The organism is Alloprevotella rava, from assembly GCF_014195585.1.
Lineage (GTDB): Bacteria > Bacteroidota > Bacteroidia > Bacteroidales > Bacteroidaceae > Alloprevotella > Alloprevotella rava.
Genome location: NZ_JACICA010000004.1, coordinates 155,317 through 177,362, shown reverse-complemented (window position 1 = coordinate 177,362; position 22,046 = coordinate 155,317). Strand labels below are relative to the sequence as shown.

Annotated in this window: 21 protein-coding genes; 9 read left to right on the top strand and 12 right to left on the bottom strand. The window is 41.9% G+C overall.

The genetic code is table 11. The annotated features are described in order from the left end of the window. Positions 1–127: 127 nt before the first annotated feature. From FHS60_RS05555 to FHS60_RS05545, 3 genes are all read right to left on the bottom strand, one after another. Positions 128–988, bottom strand: a complete 861-nt coding sequence (locus tag FHS60_RS05555) for an IS982 family transposase (RefSeq protein ID WP_183696155.1) — start codon at positions 986–988, stop codon at positions 128–130. 71 nt (positions 989–1,059) lie between these two features. Further along, positions 1,060–2,073, bottom strand: coding sequence for a class II fructose-bisphosphate aldolase (locus FHS60_RS05550; RefSeq protein WP_183696145.1), 1,014 nt, complete (start codon positions 2,071–2,073; stop codon positions 1,060–1,062). A gap of 186 nt (positions 2,074–2,259) precedes the next feature. Continuing rightward, positions 2,260–2,910 carry a DUF3256 family protein gene (locus tag FHS60_RS05545; RefSeq protein WP_183696142.1) on the bottom strand — a complete coding sequence of 217 codons (651 nt, stop codon included), beginning with the start codon at positions 2,908–2,910 and terminating at the stop codon, positions 2,260–2,262. Positions 2,911–3,038: 128 nt separating this feature from the next. On the opposite strand from FHS60_RS05545, the gene FHS60_RS05540 reads away from it, so the two are divergent. Continuing rightward, positions 3,039–3,293, top strand: coding sequence for a type B 50S ribosomal protein L31 (locus FHS60_RS05540; RefSeq protein WP_009346781.1), 255 nt, complete (start codon positions 3,039–3,041; stop codon positions 3,291–3,293). A gap of 90 nt (positions 3,294–3,383) precedes the next feature. After that, positions 3,384–4,502 (top strand): Gfo/Idh/MocA family protein, encoded by a 1,119-nt coding sequence (locus tag FHS60_RS05535; RefSeq protein WP_183696139.1) that lies wholly within the window; start codon positions 3,384–3,386, stop codon positions 4,500–4,502. A 46-nt stretch (positions 4,503–4,548) separates the two neighbouring features. On the opposite strand, the gene FHS60_RS05530 is transcribed toward FHS60_RS05535, so the two are convergent. The 6 genes from FHS60_RS05530 to FHS60_RS05505 form a co-directional block, all read right to left on the bottom strand. After that, positions 4,549–5,454, bottom strand: coding sequence for a DMT family transporter (locus FHS60_RS05530; RefSeq protein WP_183696135.1), 906 nt, complete (start codon positions 5,452–5,454; stop codon positions 4,549–4,551). Between the two features lie 5 nt (positions 5,455–5,459). Continuing rightward, on the bottom strand, positions 5,460–6,197 hold the full coding sequence (gene truA, locus FHS60_RS05525; RefSeq protein WP_183696131.1) for a tRNA pseudouridine(38-40) synthase TruA: 738 nt from the start codon (positions 6,195–6,197) through the stop codon (positions 5,460–5,462). A 122-nt stretch (positions 6,198–6,319) separates the two neighbouring features. Beyond that, the gene (rplI, locus tag FHS60_RS05520) at positions 6,320–6,844 is read right to left on the bottom strand and encodes a 50S ribosomal protein L9 (protein ID WP_183696127.1); all 525 of its coding nucleotides are present in this window, start codon (positions 6,842–6,844) and stop codon (positions 6,320–6,322) included. 19 nt (positions 6,845–6,863) lie between these two features. Next, positions 6,864–7,133, bottom strand: a complete 270-nt coding sequence (rpsR, locus tag FHS60_RS05515; RefSeq protein WP_009346786.1) for a 30S ribosomal protein S18 — start codon at positions 7,131–7,133, stop codon at positions 6,864–6,866. A gap of 19 nt (positions 7,134–7,152) precedes the next feature. Further along, complete coding sequence (rpsF, locus tag FHS60_RS05510) at positions 7,153–7,479, bottom strand: 30S ribosomal protein S6 (protein ID WP_183696124.1); 327 nt, start codon at positions 7,477–7,479, stop codon at positions 7,153–7,155. Between the two features lie 230 nt (positions 7,480–7,709). Beyond that, on the bottom strand, positions 7,710–8,678 hold the full coding sequence (locus FHS60_RS05505) for an ROK family protein (RefSeq protein WP_183696121.1): 969 nt from the start codon (positions 8,676–8,678) through the stop codon (positions 7,710–7,712). A 262-nt stretch (positions 8,679–8,940) separates the two neighbouring features. Between FHS60_RS05505 and FHS60_RS05500 the strand changes: the two genes are divergently transcribed. The 4 genes from FHS60_RS05500 to FHS60_RS05485 are packed head-to-tail and all read left to right on the top strand — an operon-like array spanning position 8,941 to position 12,621. Beyond that, entirely contained in the window at positions 8,941–9,612 is a 672-nt protein-coding gene (locus tag FHS60_RS05500) for a LysE family translocator (RefSeq protein WP_009346789.1), read from the top strand. Between the two features lie 11 nt (positions 9,613–9,623). Then, the gene (locus FHS60_RS05495) at positions 9,624–10,166 is read left to right on the top strand and encodes a DUF4924 family protein (RefSeq protein ID WP_183696118.1); all 543 of its coding nucleotides are present in this window, start codon (positions 9,624–9,626) and stop codon (positions 10,164–10,166) included. A 1-nt stretch (position 10,167) separates the two neighbouring features. Next, positions 10,168–11,022, top strand: a complete 855-nt coding sequence (rfbD, locus tag FHS60_RS05490) for a dTDP-4-dehydrorhamnose reductase (RefSeq protein ID WP_183696116.1) — start codon at positions 10,168–10,170, stop codon at positions 11,020–11,022. Positions 11,023–11,052: 30 nt separating this feature from the next. Then, complete coding sequence (locus tag FHS60_RS05485; RefSeq protein ID WP_009346792.1) at positions 11,053–12,621, top strand: peptide chain release factor 3; 1,569 nt, start codon at positions 11,053–11,055, stop codon at positions 12,619–12,621. 187 nt (positions 12,622–12,808) lie between these two features. Here the strand turns inward: FHS60_RS05485 and FHS60_RS05480 are convergent, their stop codons facing one another. Beyond that, positions 12,809–14,554, bottom strand: a complete 1,746-nt coding sequence (locus FHS60_RS05480) for a BspA family leucine-rich repeat surface protein (protein WP_183696113.1) — start codon at positions 14,552–14,554, stop codon at positions 12,809–12,811. Positions 14,555–15,871: 1,317 nt separating this feature from the next. Between FHS60_RS05480 and FHS60_RS05475 the strand changes: the two genes are divergently transcribed. From FHS60_RS05475 to fmt, 3 genes are read left to right on the top strand one after another with little or no spacing between them, the layout of a single operon-like run. Next, on the top strand, positions 15,872–16,513 hold the full coding sequence (locus tag FHS60_RS05475; RefSeq protein WP_476726926.1) for an L-threonylcarbamoyladenylate synthase: 642 nt from the start codon (positions 15,872–15,874) through the stop codon (positions 16,511–16,513). 18 nt (positions 16,514–16,531) lie between these two features. Next, positions 16,532–18,313 (top strand): chloride channel protein, encoded by a 1,782-nt coding sequence (locus FHS60_RS05470; RefSeq protein WP_183696107.1) that lies wholly within the window; start codon positions 16,532–16,534, stop codon positions 18,311–18,313. 2 nt (positions 18,314–18,315) lie between these two features. Continuing rightward, positions 18,316–19,281 (top strand): methionyl-tRNA formyltransferase, encoded by a 966-nt coding sequence (gene fmt / locus FHS60_RS05465; protein ID WP_183696104.1) that lies wholly within the window; start codon positions 18,316–18,318, stop codon positions 19,279–19,281. 199 nt (positions 19,282–19,480) lie between these two features. Here the strand turns inward: fmt and pyrF are convergent, their stop codons facing one another. Both pyrF and FHS60_RS05455 read right to left on the bottom strand, forming a co-directional pair. Further along, positions 19,481–20,308, bottom strand: coding sequence for an orotidine-5'-phosphate decarboxylase (gene pyrF, locus FHS60_RS05460; RefSeq protein ID WP_183696100.1), 828 nt, complete (start codon positions 20,306–20,308; stop codon positions 19,481–19,483). Continuing rightward, entirely contained in the window at positions 20,301–22,043 is a 1,743-nt protein-coding gene (locus FHS60_RS05455; protein WP_183696097.1) for a DUF4153 domain-containing protein, read from the bottom strand. The genes pyrF and FHS60_RS05455 overlap by 8 nt, the downstream gene beginning before the upstream one ends. Positions 22,044–22,046 lie beyond the last annotated feature (3 nt).

Sequence of the window (22,046 nt, the reverse complement as noted above, 5' to 3'; positions counted from 1 at the left end):
GCTGAAAGAGCTAAATCCCCACCACTAGAACCATCATTATTTGATTAGGGGGCTTGCTTTTTGAAAAAGAAAGCCCGAAGTCCTATTCTAAAGGGCTTCGGGAAGCTTTCTTGTGTCGTTTGGAAGTTTACCGGACAGCAATATTTGGAAATAGACAATAGGCAGCAATTGCCCCTAATAAGTTGACGATGAAATTGTCAAAGCATCTATGCCTGGAGTGTTCCACTTGTGCAATGTTCTTAAGTTCATCATTCACCGTTTCTATAATGGCTCTTTTTCTGAGTAAAAGTCTGTCTGAAACGCTCATTAAAGCTCCTTTCATGTTACTTTTCAATTTGGTAATAAGTTGTATTCCGTCAACGAAAAGCCTTTGAAAGAGGTTCTTACTGATGTACCCCTTGTCACCAACCAGCTTACCATGTATAAACTCTACAAAAGCTTGATACTCCAAAGGTTTACGGTCATCAACATCTCCCGGCGTTATCATAAAGTTGAGAAGCTCTCCTTTCTCATTACAAATCAAATGCAATTTGAAACCGAAGAACCAACCCATAGAACATTTCCCTCTTTGGGCTATGCCTTTGAAAACTTTGTGAATATGTATTCTTTGGTTTTTGCAGACACGCAGTGGTGTGCTGTCAACGAAGCTTATGCCCGTGCATTTGCCCAAGAGGACCTTCTTGATAAACAAGGTTAAGGGTACGGCTACATCCCTTTCCAATTCTACTAAGCGGTTATAAGAAACAACTTTGGGAAACAGATGGCGAAGATGCTTACATACTTTTTCAAGATAGAAATGTTTAAAGCAGCGATAACCGGAAGTGTGGAAAAGAATCATTATCAGCATGACTTCTGCCTTTGACATTGTAGAACTTCGATGATATTTTCTTTTTCCAGTAGGTTTTAGCGTATATTTTGCTGTTATAGCATCAAATAACGATACTGTCCTAAAAAAATGTGTAAGTTCCTTTGATCTTATCTTTGTAATTGCAAAAGAAGAAAGCCTCGACTTCTTTCGTAGAAGTCGAGGTTTTAAGTGATATAATAAGCCAGCTAAAATTAGTCAAGCTGAGCAAGTTTATTGTCAGAACCGAGAACCTCTTTAATCTTGTGCTCGTAGAGCTCAATCATGAGGTCGCGTGCAGGACCGCAGTACTTACGTGGGTCGAACTCTCCTGGTTTCTCAGCAAACACCTTGCGAACTGCAGCAGTGAAAGCAAGACGAGAGTCAGAGTCGATATTGATCTTGCAAACAGCACTCTTAGCAGCTTTGCGAAGCTGTTCTTCTGGGATACCAACTGCATCAGGAAGTTTACCACCAGTAGAGTTAATCATATCAACATACTCCTGAGGAACAGAAGAAGAACCGTGAAGCACGATGGGGAAACCAGGAAGTTCCTTCATAATGTCATCAAGAATGTCGAATGCCAAAGGAGGAGGAACGAGAACACCTGTCTTCGGATCGCGAGTACACTGTTCGGGCTTGAACTTGTAAGCACCATGAGAAGTACCGATAGAGATAGCAAGAGAGTCAACGCCCGTACGCTTTGTGAAGTCGATAACTTCTTCGGGACGAGTGTAATGACTTTCTTCAGCAACAACTTCGTCTTCTACACCTGCTAAAACGCCAAGCTCACCTTCAACTGTTACATCGAACTGGTGTGCATACTCTACAACCTTCTTCGTCAGAGCAATATTCTCCTCGTAAGGCAGAGAAGAACCATCGATCATAACGCTAGAGAAGCCCATATCTACACAACTCTTGCAAAGTTCGAAGCTATCACCATGGTCAAGGTGAAGAGCTATTTCAGGATGGTTGCAACCAAGTTCCTTTGCATATTCAACAGCACCCTGTGCCATATAGCGCAGAAGAGTCTGGTTGGCGTAGTTACGAGCACCTTTGGAAACCTGAAGGATTACCGGGCTCTTGAGTTTGCTGGATGCAGTGATGATAGCCTGCAACTGCTCCATATTATTGAAGTTGAATGCAGGAATAGCGTAACCGCCATTGATGGCTCTCTTGAACATCTCACGGGTGTTGACGAGGCCTAAATCTTTGTAGCTAACTGCCATAGTAGTAAGTTATTTAATTAAATGAATTACAATCTTCTTTTCTAAACATTGCAAATTTACTTTTTCTTTTTTGCATAAGAAAATTAGAGACACCTAATTTAGGGCATACAAAAAAGAAATCATGCATAGCAGCATTACCTATTAACTATAAAAAGTGAAAATTGCACGTCAGAGTTGCCAAAACACTTATGGGATTTCAACAAAACTTTGACCTGTCCATTCATACCGAATCGGTCGCAAACAGGTTGCAGCATCTTTTGCATCATCAAGCGGAAAGGCTTCGAGTGAAACAGTATAAGTAAGCACACTCATTTTAGCATCCCAATGCAAATACACACTTGGAGTATGTAGGATTCTTTTTAGCTCATCGAGACGCCCTATTGAAAGTTCTTTATTATCCACCCAAAAATTGTCAAGACGAACAAGAGGGAAAGGCGGGTAAATCTGACGCCATTCTGTGTCGAAAAAATAGATACGACTAGACTTGTAGCCAGCCGTTATTGTGTGAGTAACAGCATAAAAAGGATCAAATTCCCAGCCATTGCCCTCCGCATCGGGAACAAGATTATACAAACGCTTTAGTTCCCATGAACTTACCTCTGTGAGTTGCAACTCAACATAGTCGCTATCCTTTTCCACCATCAGCGTGCGCCCTCCAAAGGAGTTTTCAGTCTCAGCTTTCATCTTATAATTATATAAATCAAGAAGATTGAGCCGCTCGTTTTCTTCAAGCAAAGGCAAATACTTTTGGGGGACAGAAACAAAAACGCTATCTATGGACTGCGCCTGCAACCCACAAACCCAAATCAAAGAGAAAATGAATATAAGTTGTCTCATTTCGAGGCGAAGATACAAATTTTCTTTAGTAAGATTTGCCAATCCAAGAGAAAGTTGTAATTTTGTGGCCGATTCGACCATTACACAAGTGTTACCAACATTTGAAAATATAAAATAGCTATAGCAAAATGAAAAAAGGTATTCATCCCGAGAACTATCGTCCTGTTGTTTTCAAGGACATGAGTAACGGCGATATGTTTCTCTCTCGCTCTACTGCAAAGACGAACGACACTATCGAGTTCGAAGGCGAGACTTATCCCGTAGTTAAGTTGGAAATCTCCAGCAGCTCACACCCCTTCTATACTGGTAAGAGCAAGCTCGTTGACACTGCAGGACGTGTTGATAAGTTCATGAGCCGTTACGGTCGTGCTTCTAAGAAGTAATTCGCGGTTACTACTTAGCACAAACAAATAATAAGGAGCGTGTCGAATTTCGATGCGCTCTTTCTTTTTCTCTACTTGCTTTTCAAACACATGATTTTAGATTCTATTCGCATCGGACTCATTGGAGTAGGACAGCGTGGGATGAAAACTCTTGAGCGCTACGCCTTCATACGTCATGCTCAAATTTGCGCGGTAGCCGACCTCTACGAGGAACGACTAACTATGGCCAACTATCAGCTCAGAGCACAAGGGCGAAAGGAGGCTAAAAAATTCTCAGGAAAAGAAGCCTGGAAGAAATTGTGCGAAGCTAAAGACATTGATCTCATCTACATTTGTACGGATTGGAACTCGCATACACAAATGGCAGTATATGCTATGCAACAAGGCAAGGATGTGGCTGTAGAAGTTCCTGCGGCTACTACTGTAGAGGAATGTTGGCAACTAGTGGATACTTCTGAACAAACAGGGCGGCATTGCTTCATGACAGAAAACTGCTGTTATGATCGTTTTGCTTTAGCTACCCTTGAAATGCAACGTGAAGGTCGATTTGGAGAACTCACTCACTGCGAGGGCGCTTATATCCATACTTTAAATATTTCTGAGCATGATTGGATGGAGAAAACATACAAACAACATGGTGGCAATCCCTACCCTACTCATGGCCTAGGCCCTATCGGCTGGTTATTAAATCTACATCGCGGTGACCGCCTGGACTATCTTGTATCCATAACCTCACAGCCAGGACAAATAAACACAACACTTTTAAAGACAGTAAAAGGGAAAAGCATTGTCTTACAACTCGATGTATGCACACATCGCCCCTACAATCGTCTGCAAACAATCTGCGGAACAAAAGGCTTTTCTCAAAAGTATCCTGTTCCTACCCTACAATTTGATGAAACAAAAGTTCTCATAGGTGATGATGCATTAGAAGAAGCAAAAATATATGAGACGAGTGATCCTTCTCTACGATGGTTTCAAGGTCATAATTTAGGTGTTCCAAACGAAATGAATTATGCAATGGACAGCCGACTCATCCACTGCCTACGCCATGGGCTCCCACTAGATATAGACGTATATGATGCGGCCGAATGGTCCTGCATTGCAGAGCTTTCACAAATCTCCGCACAGGAAGAAAGTCGTCCTGTTGAAATTCCAGACTTCACACGTGGTCGCTGGAAAGAAAATCCTCCACACAAATTCTTTTAAGAAGATATTCTAAAAAAGGACTCCAAACTACTCCATTTTATCACCATCAGCGCGTGCCTATATATAAGCATATCATACCAAGAAGAACGAGTAATAAATCAAAGGCTTTGGCTCGTAAATTCTTTTCATGAAAAATAAAAGCACCAAAAAGAAAGCTTACTAACACACTGCTACGACGAACCATTGAAACGATAGATATCATTGCACCAGGCAAGCTAAGTGCATAAAAGTAGGCCAAATCTGCAGCAGTAAGAAAGAGAGAGATGCAAACAATAGACCAACGCCAACGAAACGGCGTTGTACGTTTTCGCTGAGGTAGCCAGAGAAAGGCCATTACCAGCCCCATAAGAAGCATCTGATAGAAATTATACCATCCCTGCACAAAGAGCTTGTCAAGATGTATCGTGCTCATTAAATATTTATCATACATCCCACTAATAGCACCCAGAATTGCTGCTAAAACAAGAAGAAAAATCCAACGATTATGGCTGAAATTTATACCTTCTTTCTTACCACTCCTACTAAGAAGGAAAAAGGATAGAATTGCTAGTAAGACACCAGCCCATTGCCATAAGTTGAGGTTTTCTCCAAATACAAGCAAAGCACCAACAAGTGTCATAATAGGCCGCGTTGCATTTATAGGACCTACGATGGTAAGAGACAGATGTTTAATGGCATAATAACCACAGGTCCAACTGCTAAGCACAACAAACGCCTTTAGGATTACATAAAAATGAGCACGGCTTCCGAGCTCTGGAATGAAGAAAGATTCATCAGGAGTGATCCACCCCACAGCAGAGCTTATAATAAAAGGAAAAAACAGACAGTTGCACACCACTGTATTTATCACCAAAACAGGAATAACAGCATTGTTATGCAAAGAGAGCTTCTTGAAAACATCATAAAATCCTAACAATGCGGCGGAGAGAAATGCCAATAGAATCCAAAGCATTACAATCAGAGATAAGGATATTGAACATCAACAAGAAACAGTGCATTTCCAGGCACAGAATCAGCAGCTGCACAACGATCTTTACGAGCAATTACTTCTTCAAATTGACTCAGCGTCATACGCCCACGTCCCACTTCTATGAGTGTTCCAACAATGGCACGAACCATATTTCGCAAGAAACGATCAGCAGTGATTTCAAAACGCCAAAGATCTTCCCCCACTTGTTCCCATAAAGCTTTTTGAACTCGGCAATTATTCGTTTTAGTATCCGTATTAACTTTACTAAAACTAGTAAAATCAACAACATTGAGAAGCAGAGATGCAGCTTTATTCATTAACTTAAAATCAAGCGGACTAGTAAATCGAGCTGCAAAATCTCGATAAAAAGGATTTTTCTGCTGATAAATAAAATAATGATAGGTACGCGCGGTGGCATCAAAACGTGCATGAGCATTATCGGCAACAAGAACAATGCGTTGAATTGCTATATCTTCTGGCAAAAAACGATTGAGCTTATAAGACAACTGTACACTATCTATCTCACCAGCACAATCAAAATGTGCCCACATCATTTTAGCTGATACGCCAGCATCGGTGCGACCAGCCCCCGTCGTTAAGATTTCTTCCCGTAATATGGTGGATAAAGCATGATTGATTTCTGCCTGCACAGAATGAGCATTAGGCTGTACCTGCCAGCCATGATAATTGCGCCCATCGTATGAAAACTGTATGAAATATCTCATCTGAGAGTTATTGAAGAATAGGTATCGACTTATATTCGAAAGTTCAGCCGATAGTTTCCTAAAAAAGAAAGCCGCACCCGAGGGCACGGCTATTGTATTGGGAAATTTGTTTGGGGTTGAGATTAAGCTTCTGCAGGAGCTTCTGTAGCCTCAACAGTTTCAGCTGCAGGTGCGACATCTTCAACTGCAGGGGCAGCTTGAGCGCCTTCGGCAACTACTGTGAAGTTAACTTCTACTTCTACATCCTTGTGGAGCTTAACAACAGCTGTGTGAACACCAACCGTCTTAGCATCTTTCATAACGATGATCTTACGGTCGATTTCAAAGCCTTGCTTACCAAGTTCCTCAGCAATAGTAGTAGCATTTACGGAACCATAAGTTGAACCATTAGCACTTACCTTCATCTCAATAGAAATAGGCTTAATGTTGTTCAACTGTGCAGCCTGAGCCTCAGCGTCAGCCTTGATCTTAGCTATCTTCTTTGCACGCTGCTTGAGTTCTTCCTCAAGTACCTTCAAAGCAGATTTGCTTGCAATGACAGCCTTACCTGTAGGAATAAGATAATTGCGGCCATAACCATCTTTGACAGTCACAACCTCGTCCTTGTAACCAAGGCCGATAATATTTTCCTTAAGAATTACTTGCATAGTCTTGTTCCTCCTTAAATTATTTCATCAAATCTGTTACGAAGGGGAGCAGAGCCAAGTGGCGAGCTCTCTTAACTGCCTGAGCTACACGACGCTGATACTTCAGAGAAGTTCCAGTAATGCGGCGAGGCAGAATCTTACCTTGTTCGTTCAAGAACTTCTTGAGGAACTCAGGATCCTTGTAGTCAATGTACTTAATACCGCTTTTCTTGAAACGGCAATACTTCTTTTTCTTAACGTCGATTGACGGGGCGTTTAAATAACGGATTTCACTTTGTGCTTGTGCCATTCTTTAGTCCTCCTTTAATTTACTTGTTACGACGCTTTTCTGCGTACTGAGCTGCATACTTGTCAAGTTTCACCGTAAGATAACGGAGAACACGCTCGTCACGACGATAAGCAATTTCCAGTCTCTCAATTACCTCAGGTTCTGCTTTGAACTCGAGGAGAGTGTAGAAACCAGTGGATTTCTTTTGAATGGGATAAGCCATTTTCTTCATACCCCAGTTCTCTTCATTCAAGAGTTCTGCACCCTTCTCGGTGAGCAGTGCCTTGAACTTTTCTACCGTCTCCGTCATCTGCTGTTCAGACAACACGGGAGTCAGGATGAAGACGGTCTCGTACTGATTTGTCATACATTTAATAATTTAGTTAATTGATTTATGCTAAAAAGCGGTGCAAAAGTACAATATTCCTTCGACACTACAAAATATTCCCTTATTATTCCTACTTTTCTTCAAAATCCAAATACCATTTGAGCCAAAATAAAGAATCCCACACATGGACAGAACAAAGCCTGCATGTATGAGATTCTAAAAACTATATGAAAAAACAACTCTAAAAGAGCCAAAACTAAAGTGGGAAATTATTCCCAACCAAGAGCGGAAGCACCCAAAACTGCAGCTTCAGATCCATTCAAGGAACTAACGAGCAGACGAGCCTTACCGCGATAGGTCATCAAGCTATTCTCCTCATAAGCTTTTGCTATTGGATCCATGAGCCAGTGACCAGCTTTTGTTAATCCTCCAAAGAAGACAAAAGCTTCAGGAGCATTAAACAAGGCAAAGTTTGCACAAGCTTGACCTAAAATACGGCCTGTAAAATCAAAGATATCTTTTGCTACTTTCTCGCCAGCTTCTGCAGCTTTGAAGACTTCGAAGCTCGTAATATCCTCAGGTTTTAAATCCCGCAACATACTTGGTTCGTCTGTGCTTTCCAGCATCAAACGTGCTGTGCGAGCCACACCCGTGGCAGAACAGTAAGTTTCCAAACAACCATTACGTCCACAACCACACACACGAGCTTCAACAGAACGATCAACAATTGCATGACCTAATTCTCCCGCAAAGCCATCAGAACCATAAACGACATTCCCATCGACAACAATACCTGAGCCAACTCCTGTACCAAGGGTAATCATAATAAAGTTCTTCATACCACGAGCTACACCATATGTCATTTCACCCAAAGCTGCTGCATTTGCGTCATTTGTTACACGCGCTGGAACACCCAACGCCTCCTCAAAAAGAGAAGCAATAGGAATAACGCCTTTCCAAGCTAAATTAGGAGCATCTTCAATGTTTCCTGTATAAAAATTCGCATTGGGGGCACCAATTCCCATACCTTTCACAAACTCAATACCACCAATAAGATCTAACGCTGGCTGCAATGCTTCAACCGCAGCATTAACGTAATCATTAACATCAGGATAAGCTTTTGAACTAATTACTGTTTGAGCTTTTATAGTACCACGCTGATCAACAACGCCAAAAACAGAATTCGTCCCGCCCATATCAAGACCGATCACATATGGTTTCTCAAATTCCTCTGCCATAATTATCGTAGTATTTGGTTTGTTCAAATAAGAGTTATGTAATATTTACTTTGCAAAAGTACAACTTTTAAATAATCCACAAAATTTTTCTGCTCTTTTTTTAAGTTCTAATTTAAAAAAAATGCGACTCACTCCTTTTTCGATAATCACTATCAGCCACACATCACTTAACACACATCACTTAAAGAGTTAGTCATAATATATTAAGATACAATGATTAAATTTTGTGATCTGACTATATTGGACTAACTTTGCGCCCGCAATGGATATTTTTGCGGATTTCATAGGTATTTTTCAGTTAATGGTGAAGGGGCTACTTATTGGCATCTTCGCCTCTGCTCCTATGGGGCCAGTAGGTATTCTTTGCATCCAACGAACAATGCGAAAAGGAAGGAATTATGGTATTGTAACTGGAGCAGGAGCAGCGGTCAGTGATATTTTTTATGCACTCATGACAGGTTTTGGCATGTCGTTTATGATGGATTTCATTGACGACCAACGCAATCTTTTTTGGCTAAAACTTGTAGGCTCAATAATGTTATTACTTTTTGGCATCTGGACACTCCGATCAGATCCCAAGAAAATTGTTCGCCCACCACAAAGCAGTAAGGGAAAAGGGACGCTTTTCCATAATTTTCTTACAGCCTTCCTACTTACCATCTCAAATCCTCTTATCATCTTCTTGTTTATAGCACTCTACAATATGCTTACGTTTGTCATCCCTGACCAACCTCTAATGATGTGTGTGGGCTACATAAGTATTATGGTAGGGGCTATGATTTGGTGGTATGGACTAACTTATGTTATCACAAAAGCCAAGAAGAGTTTTGGTGTGCGCGGTATTATACGGCTCAATCAAACAATTGGATGGATTGTTGTTGTTGTTGCTGTCAGCTACGCTTGTATGACCATTTTCCATCTGTCGCTCTATTAAAATTCCCCATTATGATTATCGCCAACAAGCTCCGTTCTTCAAATCGTGCGGAATATCTACTTTATATGTGGCAAGTAGAAGACATTCTTCGTGCTTACCAGTGTAATATTGATCGCATCAAGAGCGAATACCTAAATCGCTTTACTCTACCCCCAGAACAAGTAAAAGAAGTTGAAGAATGGTACAGTAATCTTTGCGAAATGATGATTTGTGAAGAAAAACAGGGAAAAGGACATCTTCAAATAAACTGCAACACTCTGGAGGGACTCATAGAGATAAACGCTCAACTATTGCAATCTGAAAATTTTCCGTACTATAAAAGTATGTATTATCGAGTCCTACCGTATGTGATAGAAGTTAGAGCAAAAGGAGAGCAGAATGAAAAGAATGAAATAGAAACTTGTTTTGATATTCTTTACGGTACAATGCTACTGAGACTTCAGCACAAAGAAATTTCTGCAGAAACTCAAAAAGCTGTAACAGATATATCGACGCTACTTGGACAGTTGTCCGACTATTTTCTAAAAAATCAAAAAGAAGCAATAGATTTCTGATATGAACATATTAGTTACTGGAAGCAATGGTCAGCTAGGTAGTGAAATTCAACTTCAAGCACCACTCCACAAAGGCTGGCATTTCTTTTTTACCGATATTGAAGAACTAGACATTACAAAGCCTGAAGATATTCGGACGTTTATTCGGAAAAACAACATCAACTTTATCATCAACTGTGCTGCTTTTACAGCTGTTGACAAAGCAGAAAGTCAGGAGGAACTTTGTGACCGTCTAAACCATAAGGCTCCAGGCTTTTTGGCTGAAGCTATTCAAGAAGCAGGAGGTTCGCTCATCCACATTTCCACGGATTATGTCTTTGATGGAACCAACCAAATTCCATACAAAGAAAATGTCCCAACTTGCCCCAACAGTGTTTATGGACATACCAAACTAAAAGGAGAACAAGCTGTCACGGCAGCTTGCCCAAGTGCGGTCATCATTCGCACTGCATGGCTTTACTCCATTTTTGGTAACAACTTTGTCAAAACGATGATACGCCTAGGTAAAGAGAAAGAAGAACTTGGCGTCATCTTCGATCAAATTGGGACACCTACTTATGCTGCCGATTTAGCAAAAGTCATCTTAGAAATTATAAAAAAAAGTCCCATCCCAGGCATTTATCACTTCTCAAACGAAGGAGTCTGCTCTTGGTACGACTTTACAAAAACAATACATCGCTTAGCCGGTATAAATGATTGCCGTATAAAGCCTCTCCACACAGAAGAATATCCCACGCCTGCAAAACGTCCACATTATTCTGTTTTAGATAAAACTAAGATTAAAAAGACTTTTGACATAGACATTCCCTGGTGGGAGGAATCTCTCAAAATATGTATTGATAAACTAAAAAAATAACAGAGTACACAACGCACCATATATATAATAATGAATCAGGAAATTGAACGCAGGCGAACATTCGCCATTATTTCCCACCCGGATGCGGGTAAAACGACACTAACCGAAAAGCTTCTACTCTTCGGTGGCCAGATTCAAGTGGCTGGCGCTGTCAAGAACAATAAGATTAAGAAGTCTGCCACATCGGACTGGATGGAGATAGAGAAACAACGCGGTATCTCCGTAACCACTTCAGTGATGGAGTTCGACTATGAAGGCTACAAAGTTAATATCCTCGACACGCCGGGACACCAAGACTTTGCTGAAGATACATTCCGCACGCTCACAGCCGTTGATAGTGCAATTATCGTCGTTGATAGTGCAAAAGGTGTAGAAAATCAGACGCGTAAGCTGATGACGGTTTGCCGTATGCGCAAGACGCCAGTAATCATCTATATCAACAAGATGGATCGTGAAGGTCGCGACCCTTTCGATCTCCTTGATGAACTTGAACAAGAGTTGCAAATCAAAGTACGCCCACTTTCTTGGCCTATCAATCAGGGACAGAGGTTCAAGGGTGTCTATAATATCTATGAACAGAAGCTCAATCTCTTCACACCCGACAAGCAGCACATCACTAAAAAGGTAGAAGTAGACATCAATTCTGACGAACTCGAAAATCAGGTTGGAAAAATTGATGCAGAAAAGTTACGCGAAGATCTCGAAATGGTAGATGGTGTTTACGATGATTTCAACCGTACAAACTATCTTGATGCAGAGGTTGCCCCCGTTTTCTTTGGCTCTGCTCTCAACAATTTTGGTGTGAAAGAATTGCTTGACTGCTTTGTAGAGATAGCCCCCAGTCCACGCCCTACACAGGCAGAAGAGAGGCTGATAGTACCTGAAGAATCCAAGTTTACAGGCTTTATCTTCAAGATTACGGCAAATATCGACCCCAACCACCGCTCTTGTATTGCATTTTGCAAAATTTGTAGCGGCAAGTTCACACGAAACACACCTTACTTCCATGTGCGCCAAGGCAAAATGGTACGCTTCTCCTCCCCCACTCAATTCATGGCACAGCGCAAAAGCACCATTGATGAAGCATGGCCAGGCGACATTGTAGGTTTGCCCGATAACGGCATTTTCAAGATTGGCGACACTCTAACCGCAGGTGAAGATCTCCACTTCCGCGGCCTCCCCAGCTTCTCTCCAGAAATGTTTAAGTATATCGAGAATGCAGACCCCATGAAGACCAAGCAGCTCAATCGAGGCATTGAGCAATTGATGGACGAGGGCGTAGCACAGTTATTTGTAAACCAGTTCAATGGTCGAAAAATCATCGGAACAGTGGGACAACTTCAATTTGAGGTTATTCAGTATCGCTTGGAAAACGAATATAACGCAAAATGTCGATGGGAACCTATTTCGCTCTACAAGGCTTGCTGGATAGAAAGCGATGATGAAGCAGAACTTGAGAAGTTCAAACAACGCAAATACCAATATATGGCAAAAGATCGCGAAGGGCGCGATGTATTCCTTGCTGACTCAGGCTATATGCTCACTATGGCGCAACAAGACTTCGAACACATTAAGTTCCACTTTACAAGCGAGTTCTAAAACTTCCATTTTTATAGACAAAACACGGACGCGTCTTTGCATTGCGCCCGTGTTTTGTTTATAATAGAGAACACTTCTTGAATTCGAGCATAATATAAAATCACACACTATCATACAAATAAAAAGATTCCCTACGAATAGGAACTTCCTGCGATGTAAGTTCGTAGGGATTTCTTTGTAGAGAAGGCTATTTGCGCAGAATCTTCTGCGTAGTTCCGTTGCTCATGCGGACGATATTCAGCCCGCGCTGTAGCTCGTTGAGTCTGCGTCCGTTAGTAGAGTAAATCGCCTGGATGTTTGCATCGCCATCGAGGGTAGCGGTGGTAACTCCTGTACTTTCTTTCTTTGTGAAATATCCTGTTTCGGGATTCGCCATGGAGACATCAATCTTACTTGCATTGTAGGGTACAGCTCCTTGGAGATTTGTACAATTATAGAACATCTCACCAGAGTATGAGCATGTCCAAGTATTATTACAATAGATGGTTGTTAGAGAATTGCACTCATAAAACATTTCTCTCATATCTTGCATATTCTCCGTATTGAAGTTGGAAAGGTCGAGAGAACTTAAACTCGAGCAGCCTCTAAACATTGCTTCCATGAGTTTAGTATTCTTCGTATTGAAGTTGGAAAGGTTGAGAGAATTTAAACTCGAGCAGCCATTAAACATTCCGTTCATTGTTTGCACATTCTCTGTATTGAAGTTGGAGAGATTGAGGGAAGTTAAATTCTGGCAGCCATTAAACATTTCACTCATGTTTTGCACGTTCTCCGTCTTGAAGTTGGAGAGATCAAGGGAAGTTAAATTCTGGCAGCTCCTAAACATTTGATACATGCTCTTAACCTTCTCTGTCTTGAAGCTGGAGAGGTCGAGGGTGCTTAAACTTGAGCAGCCAGAAAATATTTTTCCCATTTTTTGAACATTCTTCGTATCGAAGTTGGAGAGGTTGAGAGAGGTTAAACTCTTGCAGCCATTAAACATTTCATACATGTCTTGCACCTTCTCTGTTTTGAAGCTGGAGAGGTCGAGGGATTTCAAACTCCGGCAGTCTCTAAACATTTCTCTCATGTCTTGCACATTTTCTGTCTTGAAGCTGGAGAGGTTGAGTTCAATGAGACTGACACAGTAAATAAACATTTTATGCATGTTTTGCACATTCTCTGTCTTGAAGCTGGAGAGGTCGAGGGAACTTAAACTTGAGCAGCCATAAAACATTTCTCTCATGTCTTGTACATTCTCCGTCTTGAAGCTGGAGAGGTTGATGGATTTCAAACTCTGACAGTCTTTAAACATTTCAGTCATGTCTTGTACATTCTCCGTCTTGAAGCTGGAGAGGTCGAGGGTGCTTAAACTTAAGCAGCCTTTAAACATTTCTCTCATGTCTTGCACCTTCTCTGTATTGAAACTGGAGAGGTTGAGGGCGCTTAAACTTGAGCAGCCTTTAAACATTTCAGTCATGTCTTTCACCTTCTCCGTGTTGAAGTTGAAAAGATCAAGGGAATTTAAGTTTATGCAACTATTAAACATCGAAAACATTGTGGTTGTTTCAGTTGTTTTGAGATTATCTAATCCATTGATATCCTTTAGATTTCTGAAACACTGAAACCATTTAGAAGTTGTGGTAGGGCGAAAATCCTTAAAAGACACATCGAAAAAAACTTTAGTAACCTCTTTTTCTGGTTGCCGGGATGTTCCAGCCCAAATAGGAATAATGTCTCCATTTTTTTTCGTTGTCTCGTTAATACCCCACACATTGCTCCCAGTACGGGATGATTTCTGGGTGTCGTAGTAGAAGGTGAGAGTTGTCTTATCGCTGCTTTTCACTACATAGGCCTCCTTGTCCTGTGCTTGGGCAGACTGCGGAAGGAAGAATAAAGCCGTGAACCATGTGAGGAATACTGCACATAAATTCTTGAGTAATTGTTTTCTCATAATTTTGCTTCCCCTTTATTTCCTTAGCGTCTTTCTGCTTTTTAGGAGTGCCGTATCGGGAAGTTGGGCTATTGTTAATAGTAAACTCAAATCATTCGATTAATATCTTGTACACCTTTCGAGTCTTTTAAAAGCAAAGCGACAAGTTTCTTTTATTAAATCTGTACTTTTTGCAAAGGTATGGAAACTTATTTAATAATGCAAAAAAAATCGTTGAGGGGAGTGGACGGATGAGCGTGGGTGCTGTGCGACGCTTCCTGCGTCGGAGGTTTGTGTCGTTGCCCATCCACGGGTTTCACCCTTCGGGCATCACCCGCGGTTACGCATGGTGTGTCCCCGCCGGGGACAGTGGGTGAGCACGAGGGAAGTCTATCTTACGCCTCCTCACACACATCGTAAAAAGTCTATGCACAGTCCGTGACCAACTCCACCTATAGCTCTGTCAATACTCCATCACTGCTCCGCTTCCACAGCCATAGTCATAGCAGCACAGAGTAACTGACGCCTCCTGCGGAAGCGCACCATGCTTAACCGCGGGTGATGCCCGAACGATAGTGAGGGTGAACCCGTGGACAGACAACGGCACTATCTTCCGACACCGGCGGTGTCGCACTGAAAGCGTTGAGGGAGTATTCTCCCTCTCTCCTCCTATAGAAAAAACTCGATTTTTGTTGTCACGTTGTCACGCGGGAAGAGAAGATGCTGATAGATAAGGACTTATGCGCGTGACAACAACTTTTTTTTGTTGTCACACCGTTGTCACGCGTCGTCACGCTCATAAAGTGTACATTCTCAATTGGTTATGTTCAAAGTGTGACAACGTGACAACGAAAAAATAACATATAGGGAGAAGGGGTATATTCATATCCTCTGCTTCACCGTTCCTATCTGTAGCTACAATAAGTGCCTCGGCTGACGCAATAAGGATGTCAGCTGATAGGCTTATTGTATCTGAAAACGCAATAAGGATATTCACGACTCGCTTTATTACGCTTGCACGCTCCCAAGAAATTTCTAAAAAAGCATCCAAAGCTTCCCATAGAGGATAATCCATTGCTCACTAATTTACTCAAAAGAAGAATACATAGAGAAATGAAGCGTTCTGAAAAATCTGAAGATCTTTTCAACTCCTATACGAGAGAGATATAACAGAAAAGAAGATTCTTAACACCTAATTGCAAAAAGCCTCCGATTGCATCAACTGTTATCTCGCATTTTATCATGCTGTAGAAGCCCTTGATTATGAGCAATAAATAATCATCCTACTTTGTTATATTGCTTTTTTAATGTAATTTCGCGCAACTACTTATGACTTCTATGAGTAACAAGAAATTTCAGAAAAAAACATCAGAAGAGAGAGTTCTTCCTGAACGCCCCAAACCTCTTCCCCGCGAATGGCAGGAAGATATTCGACAAGCCGTTGAAGTAATGAACCGCGGCGGTATCATTCTCTACCCCACTGATACCATTTGGGGATTGGGATGCGATGCCACCAATGAGGAGGCTGTCAAAAAGATATATGAAATTAAGCGCAGAACTGATTCTAAAGCACTCATCACTCTTGTCGACTCCGAAGCAAAAGTACAATTCTATGTTCGTGAGGTGCCTAACGTGGCTTGGGACATCATAGAACTAAGCACTAAACCCACAACGATTATTTACGACGGAGCGCGCAATCTTGCGGCTAATTTGCTAGCCGAAGATGGTAGCGTAGGCATTCGCATCACCAATGAGCCTTTTAGCAAGCAGCTCTGTTTTCGCATGAAACGCGCCATTGTTTCTACTTCTGCTAATATCAGTGGAGAGCCCTCCCCACACAAGTTTCGTGATATTCCTAACGAAATTTTAGAAGCTGTTGATTACATTTGCACCAGTCGCCGTGGCGAAAAAGGTAACCCGCCAGCCTCAAGTATTATCAAATTGGGGGCAGGTGGTCTGGTAGAAGTCATTCGCAGATAATCTTTTGCGCAGCCATTTATGGAAATCATCCTCAAACGCTTTAACATTTGGAGAAAGCAGCACCTCAGTGCTCGCCATTTTCTGCTCCTGCTAGCATTCCTTGCTGGCATAGGTGCGGCTTTGGCTGCGCAGTTCCTCAAGTGGCTTATCAGCGAAATAGAATTTCTACTCACCTATCAATTCGACACCACACGAGCGCAATGGCTCTACCTTGTCTATCCCATTATAGGTATCCTGCTAACGGCGCTTTTCATTAAATATGTCGTCAAAGATAGCATTGGGCACGGCATCACTAAAATACTTTATGCCATCAGTCGACAGCGCGGACACATCAGGCAGCACAACTGTTGGTCGAGTGTCATAGCTTCAAGTATCACCATTGGTTTCGGTGGTTCTGTTGGAGCAGAGTCGCCCATCGTGCTAACAGGTGCAGCGATCGGTTCAACCCTGGGAAACACTTTCAAATTGGATCATCGCACCTTGATGATCCTTGTGGGCTGTGGAGCATCAGCTGCTATCGCTGGAATTTTTAAAGCCCCTATTGCTGGCGTAGTTTTCACGCTCGAAGTCTTGATGTTGGACATGACGATGTCCTCCATTGTTCCGCTTCTTATCGCTGCCTTGACAGCAACTTGCGTCACCTATATTCTAACAGGTACGGAAGCGATGTTCAACTTCCATCTCAATGCTCCGTTTGTGGTAGAGCGCATCCCAACCTCGATATTGCTCGGAATCGTTTGTGGCTTGCTGTCGCTCTATTTCACTAGAGCCATGAGTTCTTTCGAGCAAGTGTTTGGACGCATCAAGAATCTATACTATAAGGTAGCACTCGGAGGTTTCACCTTAGCCATCCTCATTTATTTCTTTCCTTTGCTTTACGGCGAAGGCTATGAAACGATTGGGCACATCATCAATGCCAAGAGCCTAACGGATCTGGACAGATTGATGAACAACTCACTATTTTATGGACATCCGGAGCTATTATTACTTTATCTATCACTCATCATCCTCGTGAAAGTATTTGCCACCACAGCTACAAATGGCGGTGGTGGCTGCGGTGGTACTTTTGCTCCCAGCCTCTTCTTAGGCTGTTTAGTGGGCTTTGTTTTCTCCAGCATTTGGAATGAGTTTCATCTATTTGGCATATATGTACCATTCCAAAACTATGCACTTTTAGGTATGGCGGGACTCATGAGCGGCGTGTTTCATGCTCCTTTGCTGGGCGTGTTCCTTATTGCAGAGCTCACAGGTGGCTACGATATGTTTGTTCCGTTACTCATTGTGAGTGCGGTATCCTTCATCACTATCAACATTTTTGAGAAACATAATATCTATGCCATTCGCCTTGCCCGTAGGGGCGATTTGCTCACACATCATATAGACCAAAGTATCCTAACTTTGATGTCGTTAGAATCTGTTATAGAGAAAGAATGTCCTACGTTTTCTCTTGATACTCGACTGGGGCAAATGGTGCAAACTATCTCAACTACGGGCGGGGAAGATTTTGCTGTGACAGATCGAAAAGGTACACTATTGGGCATTATCAACTTGCGCAAAATCCGAAAATTTATTTTCCGCAGCGAGCTTTATCGCCTCTACACAGCAGAACAACTCATGCAACAACCTGTTGCTGTTCTAAATGTGGACGATACGATGCAAGTCGTTATGGATAAGTTTCAAGAAAATGACGCGGAAGTCCTTCCCGTTCTCCGAGCTAATCACACGTTTGCTGGTTTCGTATCGAAAACTCATGTTTATAGCTCTTACCGACAGCTAATCAAAGATTTCTCACAAGAATAATAATGACAAAAGAAGATTTAAGAATCGTATATATGGGTACTCCCGATTTCGCTGTGGAGAGCTTACGACGCCTTGTGGAAGGAGGCTATAACGTTGTGGGAGTTATCACTATGCCCGACAAACCTATGGGGCGTCATCAGGATCAACTCTCGCAATCGGCTGTTAAGAAATATGCCGTAGAGCACGGACTAAAGCTGCTCCAACCAGTGAAACTGAAAGATCCTGACTTTATTGAAGAACTTCGTTCACTAAAAGCCGACTTGCAAATTGTGGTGGCATTCAGAATGCTACCAGAAGTGGTTTGGGCGATGCCGCGCTTAGGAACGTTCAACCTCCACGCTTCTCTCCTTCCGCAATATCGTGGAGCAGCCCCCATCAACTGGGCTGTTATCAATGGCGACACAGAAACGGGTATCACCACCTTCTTCCTTCAGCAGGAAATTGATACAGGAAATATCATTCAGCAAGTGAAAGTTCCCATCCTTGATACGGACAATGTAGAGAATGTACACAACAAACTTATGATGCTGGGCGGTGATCTCGTGCTAGAAACTGTCGACAATATCATCGCCGATAATGTACGCCCAATTCCTCAAGAGCAATTCGCCTCTGAAGAACCTTTACGCCCTGCTCCAAAAATCTTCAAAGAAACTTGCCAAATTGATTGGGCGTACGGCGTTAAGCGCACCTATGATTTCATTCGTGGTCTCTCTCCCTATCCCGCAGCTTGGACAACTCTTGTGGCTAACGGAAAAGAACAGATGCTAAAAATCTTCAAAACCGAAAAAGAATTCTGCACTCCCACTGCTCCTGTTGGTACAGTCCTTTTGGACGGCAAAAAATCTATGAAAGTTGCCCTCAAAGATGGCTATTTAAATCTTTTAGAAATCCAACTTGCTGGTAAGAAGCGCATGCATATCGAAGATTTCCTCCGCGGATTTCATGCTGAAGAAGTTTGTGTGAGATAGAGTCGTAGTTTGCACAAAGCAAAGAAACAGACAACAAAGAATAATAAAGTCTGCAACCATTTTTCAAATTGCAGCCTTTATCATTTACGATAATGACTATATCAACTTTTTGATAGATATTTATAGCCCTCGAAAGTATTTTCTATCTTTCGAGAGCTATTATTAAGACGCGCACAATGGTGTGCTACTGCCTGATATATTACAATCCTTTTGCAGTTAAGAGTATATCCATTTGTTGCTGGAGCTCTTGAGCTTTTTGAGCTGCCACTTCAGCGTAGTCCTCTTCAGAACTAGCGTAGATGATACCGCGAGAAGAATTGACAAGGAGGCCACATTCGGAAGTCATACCATATTTGCATACTTCTTCGAGACTTCCACCTTGAGCTCCTACGCCAGGAACAAGCAGAAAATTGTTTGGCGCAATACGGCGAATATCCTCAAAGAGGCGACCTTGAGTGGCACCAACAACATACATCATACGATCGGCATCTGCCCATTGTTGACTAACACGGAGCACTTTCTCAAATAAACGTTCGCCATGGCTATCCTCCGTCAGTTGGAAGTCATGACTACCTTTATTACTCGTCAAAGCCAAAAGAACAACCCATTTATCGGGATACTGCAAAAAAGGAGTCACACTGTCCTCTCCCATATAAGGAGCTACAGTTAGGGCATCAACATCCATCTCTTCAAACATCCCACGAGCATACATTGCACTCGTATTACCAATGTCTCCGCGCTTAGCATCAGCAATGATAAAATGGTCGGGATACTCCATCTTGAGATACTTGATAGTTTTCTCCAAAGCCTTCCAACCTTCCAAACCAAAGCATTCATAGAAAGCTAAGTTTGGCTTGTATGCTACACAGTATGGAGCAGTAGCATCAATAATAGCTTTGTTGAAAGTAAAAATGGGATTGTCGCCTTTCAATACGCACGCAGGCATTTTCTTAAGGTCTGTATCCAAACCAACGCAAAGGAAACTACGACGTTCGCGAATCTGGCGAATGAGTTGTTGCTTATTCATTTTTGCCTTTATTTTTATAGAAGAGTAAATAACCATGCACAGATAGGTTCTTATCTTCAGTGTCTAATTTATTCGATCCAGAATAGAAAGAGAAATTAGTAATCAAAAGATCTACATTCTTATCCCGAGTTGGAACGATAAGAGGCTTAACAGGGGTTTGTAACTTCGACCATTTCTTAATGTCCGAAAGACGGAACGACACAAAGTACTCGTGTTCCTTTCCTGCTTCTTCCACTACTGAAGAAACAACCATTATATCTGTGGTACGAACGGAATCAGCAATATCACTACTATACACATCAAATGCAGCTATACGTTCTACCCCCGCAGGAATAGTGAAAACATCGTCCTCTACCTGGAAAACATAATTGAGACTCAAAGTATCGGCAACTTCTTTATCCCATAAAGTAACATCCTTCGTGATAAACTCTTTTACTGCCGAAGAACCAATATTATAATGAAGATAGCTCAGTTTATTCACCAATATACTATGTTGCTCATAAGGAAGCGTTTTCACATAGGTATCAAAGGTTTCATCATCCATTGGTAACTTTGGCTTCTTCACACTATTCTCTATGATTCCTCTCACCTGATTCGCCAATACACGCTGTGTTACGTTAACAAAATTCCAGGGGCCAACAGAGGAGAGCACAAAAAGAATGCTGAAGGATAGCAAAATGGCCTTGATTTTCAGCGAGCGCGTAAAGATGAGATACACACAGATGCCATAGCACCAAAAATTGAAAAGCAGGAGATAAAGGCGCATGTAAGTAATGCCGTAATCGTTTAGACGCTTCGCTATTCCCACCGTCATCAAAATAAGCAAAGGCAAGATAAGAAGTGGCATCCAACGACAGGACAACTTATCAAACTTATTTGGAGTTTCTTGCATCCGCGCTGGATAAAGCAATATGATGAGCAAGATTACGCCTACCACCAAAATGCTAACGGGAACGGAAACCCATCCAATAGGCAAAGTCCACGCCACAAGAATGCGAGCAGCATAAACATAAAGCACAACTGCGTAGACCATTAATAGTGGAGCCAACAAAAAGCGTGCAAAAATGTTCAGAATTTGAACGGAGTGCAACGTATAATTGTGCTTCTTCTCTCCATAAGGTTGTTGCAAGAGAAAAAGGAATACTGACAATAGCAGTGCTGTAATAATGGACGTATCAATATATACCTTCCAAGAGACATCTATATTGAATAGAATATCTAGCATCCAATAGAGCAAAGATACTCCTCCCTGAAGTACGCCACCAATAATTATAGATACGATAGCTGTAGCAAGCGTGTAAAGCGAGAAGTTCCAATATGGCAAATCATTCTTTGAACGAAAGAATGAACATACCAAAACGCTCAAGCCAAAAGATGTAACTAGTGAGAGATTACTCACAAAATGTTCTATGCTGAAGTCAGACACATAGTAGAGGTAGATAGCATTAACTACCCAAAGTGCTTGAAGAACTCCAAATACTGTCCAACGCAACCACTTGCGTCGTACCTCTTCGCCCCACAATTGTAGGGAAAGCGATAATATAGCTCCACTACTCAAGAAATAGACAGCAACCTGCCACCAACGCTGTGCGTCCAAATTTTCAATGTGAATTCCACATAAGAGTAGGACTGCCAACACACAAACTTCGAGTAATGGTAACCAGAAACGGTGCCACAAACGCAGAAGAGATTCGCCCGACAGCATATCCAAGTATTTGTTGATAAACTTAAACATTCC

What these genes read in the sequence shown, in the direction of transcription:
- FHS60_RS05550 (WP_183696145.1), bottom strand. Translation starts at nt 2,073, where the DNA reads ATGGCAGTTAGCTACAAAGATTTAGGCCTCGTCAACACCCGTGAGATG.
- FHS60_RS05545 (WP_183696142.1), bottom strand. Translation starts at nt 2,910, where the DNA reads ATGAGACAACTTATATTCATTTTCTCTTTGATTTGGGTTTGTGGGTTG.
- FHS60_RS05540 (WP_009346781.1), top strand. Translation starts at nt 3,039, where the DNA reads ATGAAAAAAGGTATTCATCCCGAGAACTATCGTCCTGTTGTTTTCAAG.
- FHS60_RS05535 (WP_183696139.1), top strand. Translation starts at nt 3,384, where the DNA reads ATGATTTTAGATTCTATTCGCATCGGACTCATTGGAGTAGGACAGCGT.
- FHS60_RS05530 (WP_183696135.1), bottom strand. Translation starts at nt 5,454, where the DNA reads ATGCTTTGGATTCTATTGGCATTTCTCTCCGCCGCATTGTTAGGATTT.
- truA (WP_183696131.1), bottom strand. Translation starts at nt 6,197, where the DNA reads ATGAGATATTTCATACAGTTTTCATACGATGGGCGCAATTATCATGGC.
- rplI (WP_183696127.1), bottom strand. Translation starts at nt 6,844, where the DNA reads ATGCAAGTAATTCTTAAGGAAAATATTATCGGCCTTGGTTACAAGGAC.
- rpsR (WP_009346786.1), bottom strand. Translation starts at nt 7,133, where the DNA reads ATGGCACAAGCACAAAGTGAAATCCGTTATTTAAACGCCCCGTCAATC.
- rpsF (WP_183696124.1), bottom strand. Translation starts at nt 7,479, where the DNA reads ATGACAAATCAGTACGAGACCGTCTTCATCCTGACTCCCGTGTTGTCT.
- FHS60_RS05505 (WP_183696121.1), bottom strand. Translation starts at nt 8,678, where the DNA reads ATGGCAGAGGAATTTGAGAAACCATATGTGATCGGTCTTGATATGGGC.
- FHS60_RS05500 (WP_009346789.1), top strand. Translation starts at nt 8,941, where the DNA reads ATGGATATTTTTGCGGATTTCATAGGTATTTTTCAGTTAATGGTGAAG.
- FHS60_RS05495 (WP_183696118.1), top strand. Translation starts at nt 9,624, where the DNA reads ATGATTATCGCCAACAAGCTCCGTTCTTCAAATCGTGCGGAATATCTA.
- rfbD (WP_183696116.1), top strand. Translation starts at nt 10,168, where the DNA reads ATGAACATATTAGTTACTGGAAGCAATGGTCAGCTAGGTAGTGAAATT.
- FHS60_RS05485 (WP_009346792.1), top strand. Translation starts at nt 11,053, where the DNA reads ATGAATCAGGAAATTGAACGCAGGCGAACATTCGCCATTATTTCCCAC.
- FHS60_RS05480 (WP_183696113.1), bottom strand. Translation starts at nt 14,554, where the DNA reads ATGAGAAAACAATTACTCAAGAATTTATGTGCAGTATTCCTCACATGG.
- FHS60_RS05475 (WP_476726926.1), top strand. Translation starts at nt 15,872, where the DNA reads ATGAGTAACAAGAAATTTCAGAAAAAAACATCAGAAGAGAGAGTTCTT.
- FHS60_RS05470 (WP_183696107.1), top strand. Translation starts at nt 16,532, where the DNA reads ATGGAAATCATCCTCAAACGCTTTAACATTTGGAGAAAGCAGCACCTC.
- fmt (WP_183696104.1), top strand. Translation starts at nt 18,316, where the DNA reads ATGACAAAAGAAGATTTAAGAATCGTATATATGGGTACTCCCGATTTC.
- pyrF (WP_183696100.1), bottom strand. Translation starts at nt 20,308, where the DNA reads ATGAATAAGCAACAACTCATTCGCCAGATTCGCGAACGTCGTAGTTTC.
- FHS60_RS05455 (WP_183696097.1), bottom strand. Translation starts at nt 22,043, where the DNA reads ATGTTTAAGTTTATCAACAAATACTTGGATATGCTGTCGGGCGAATCT.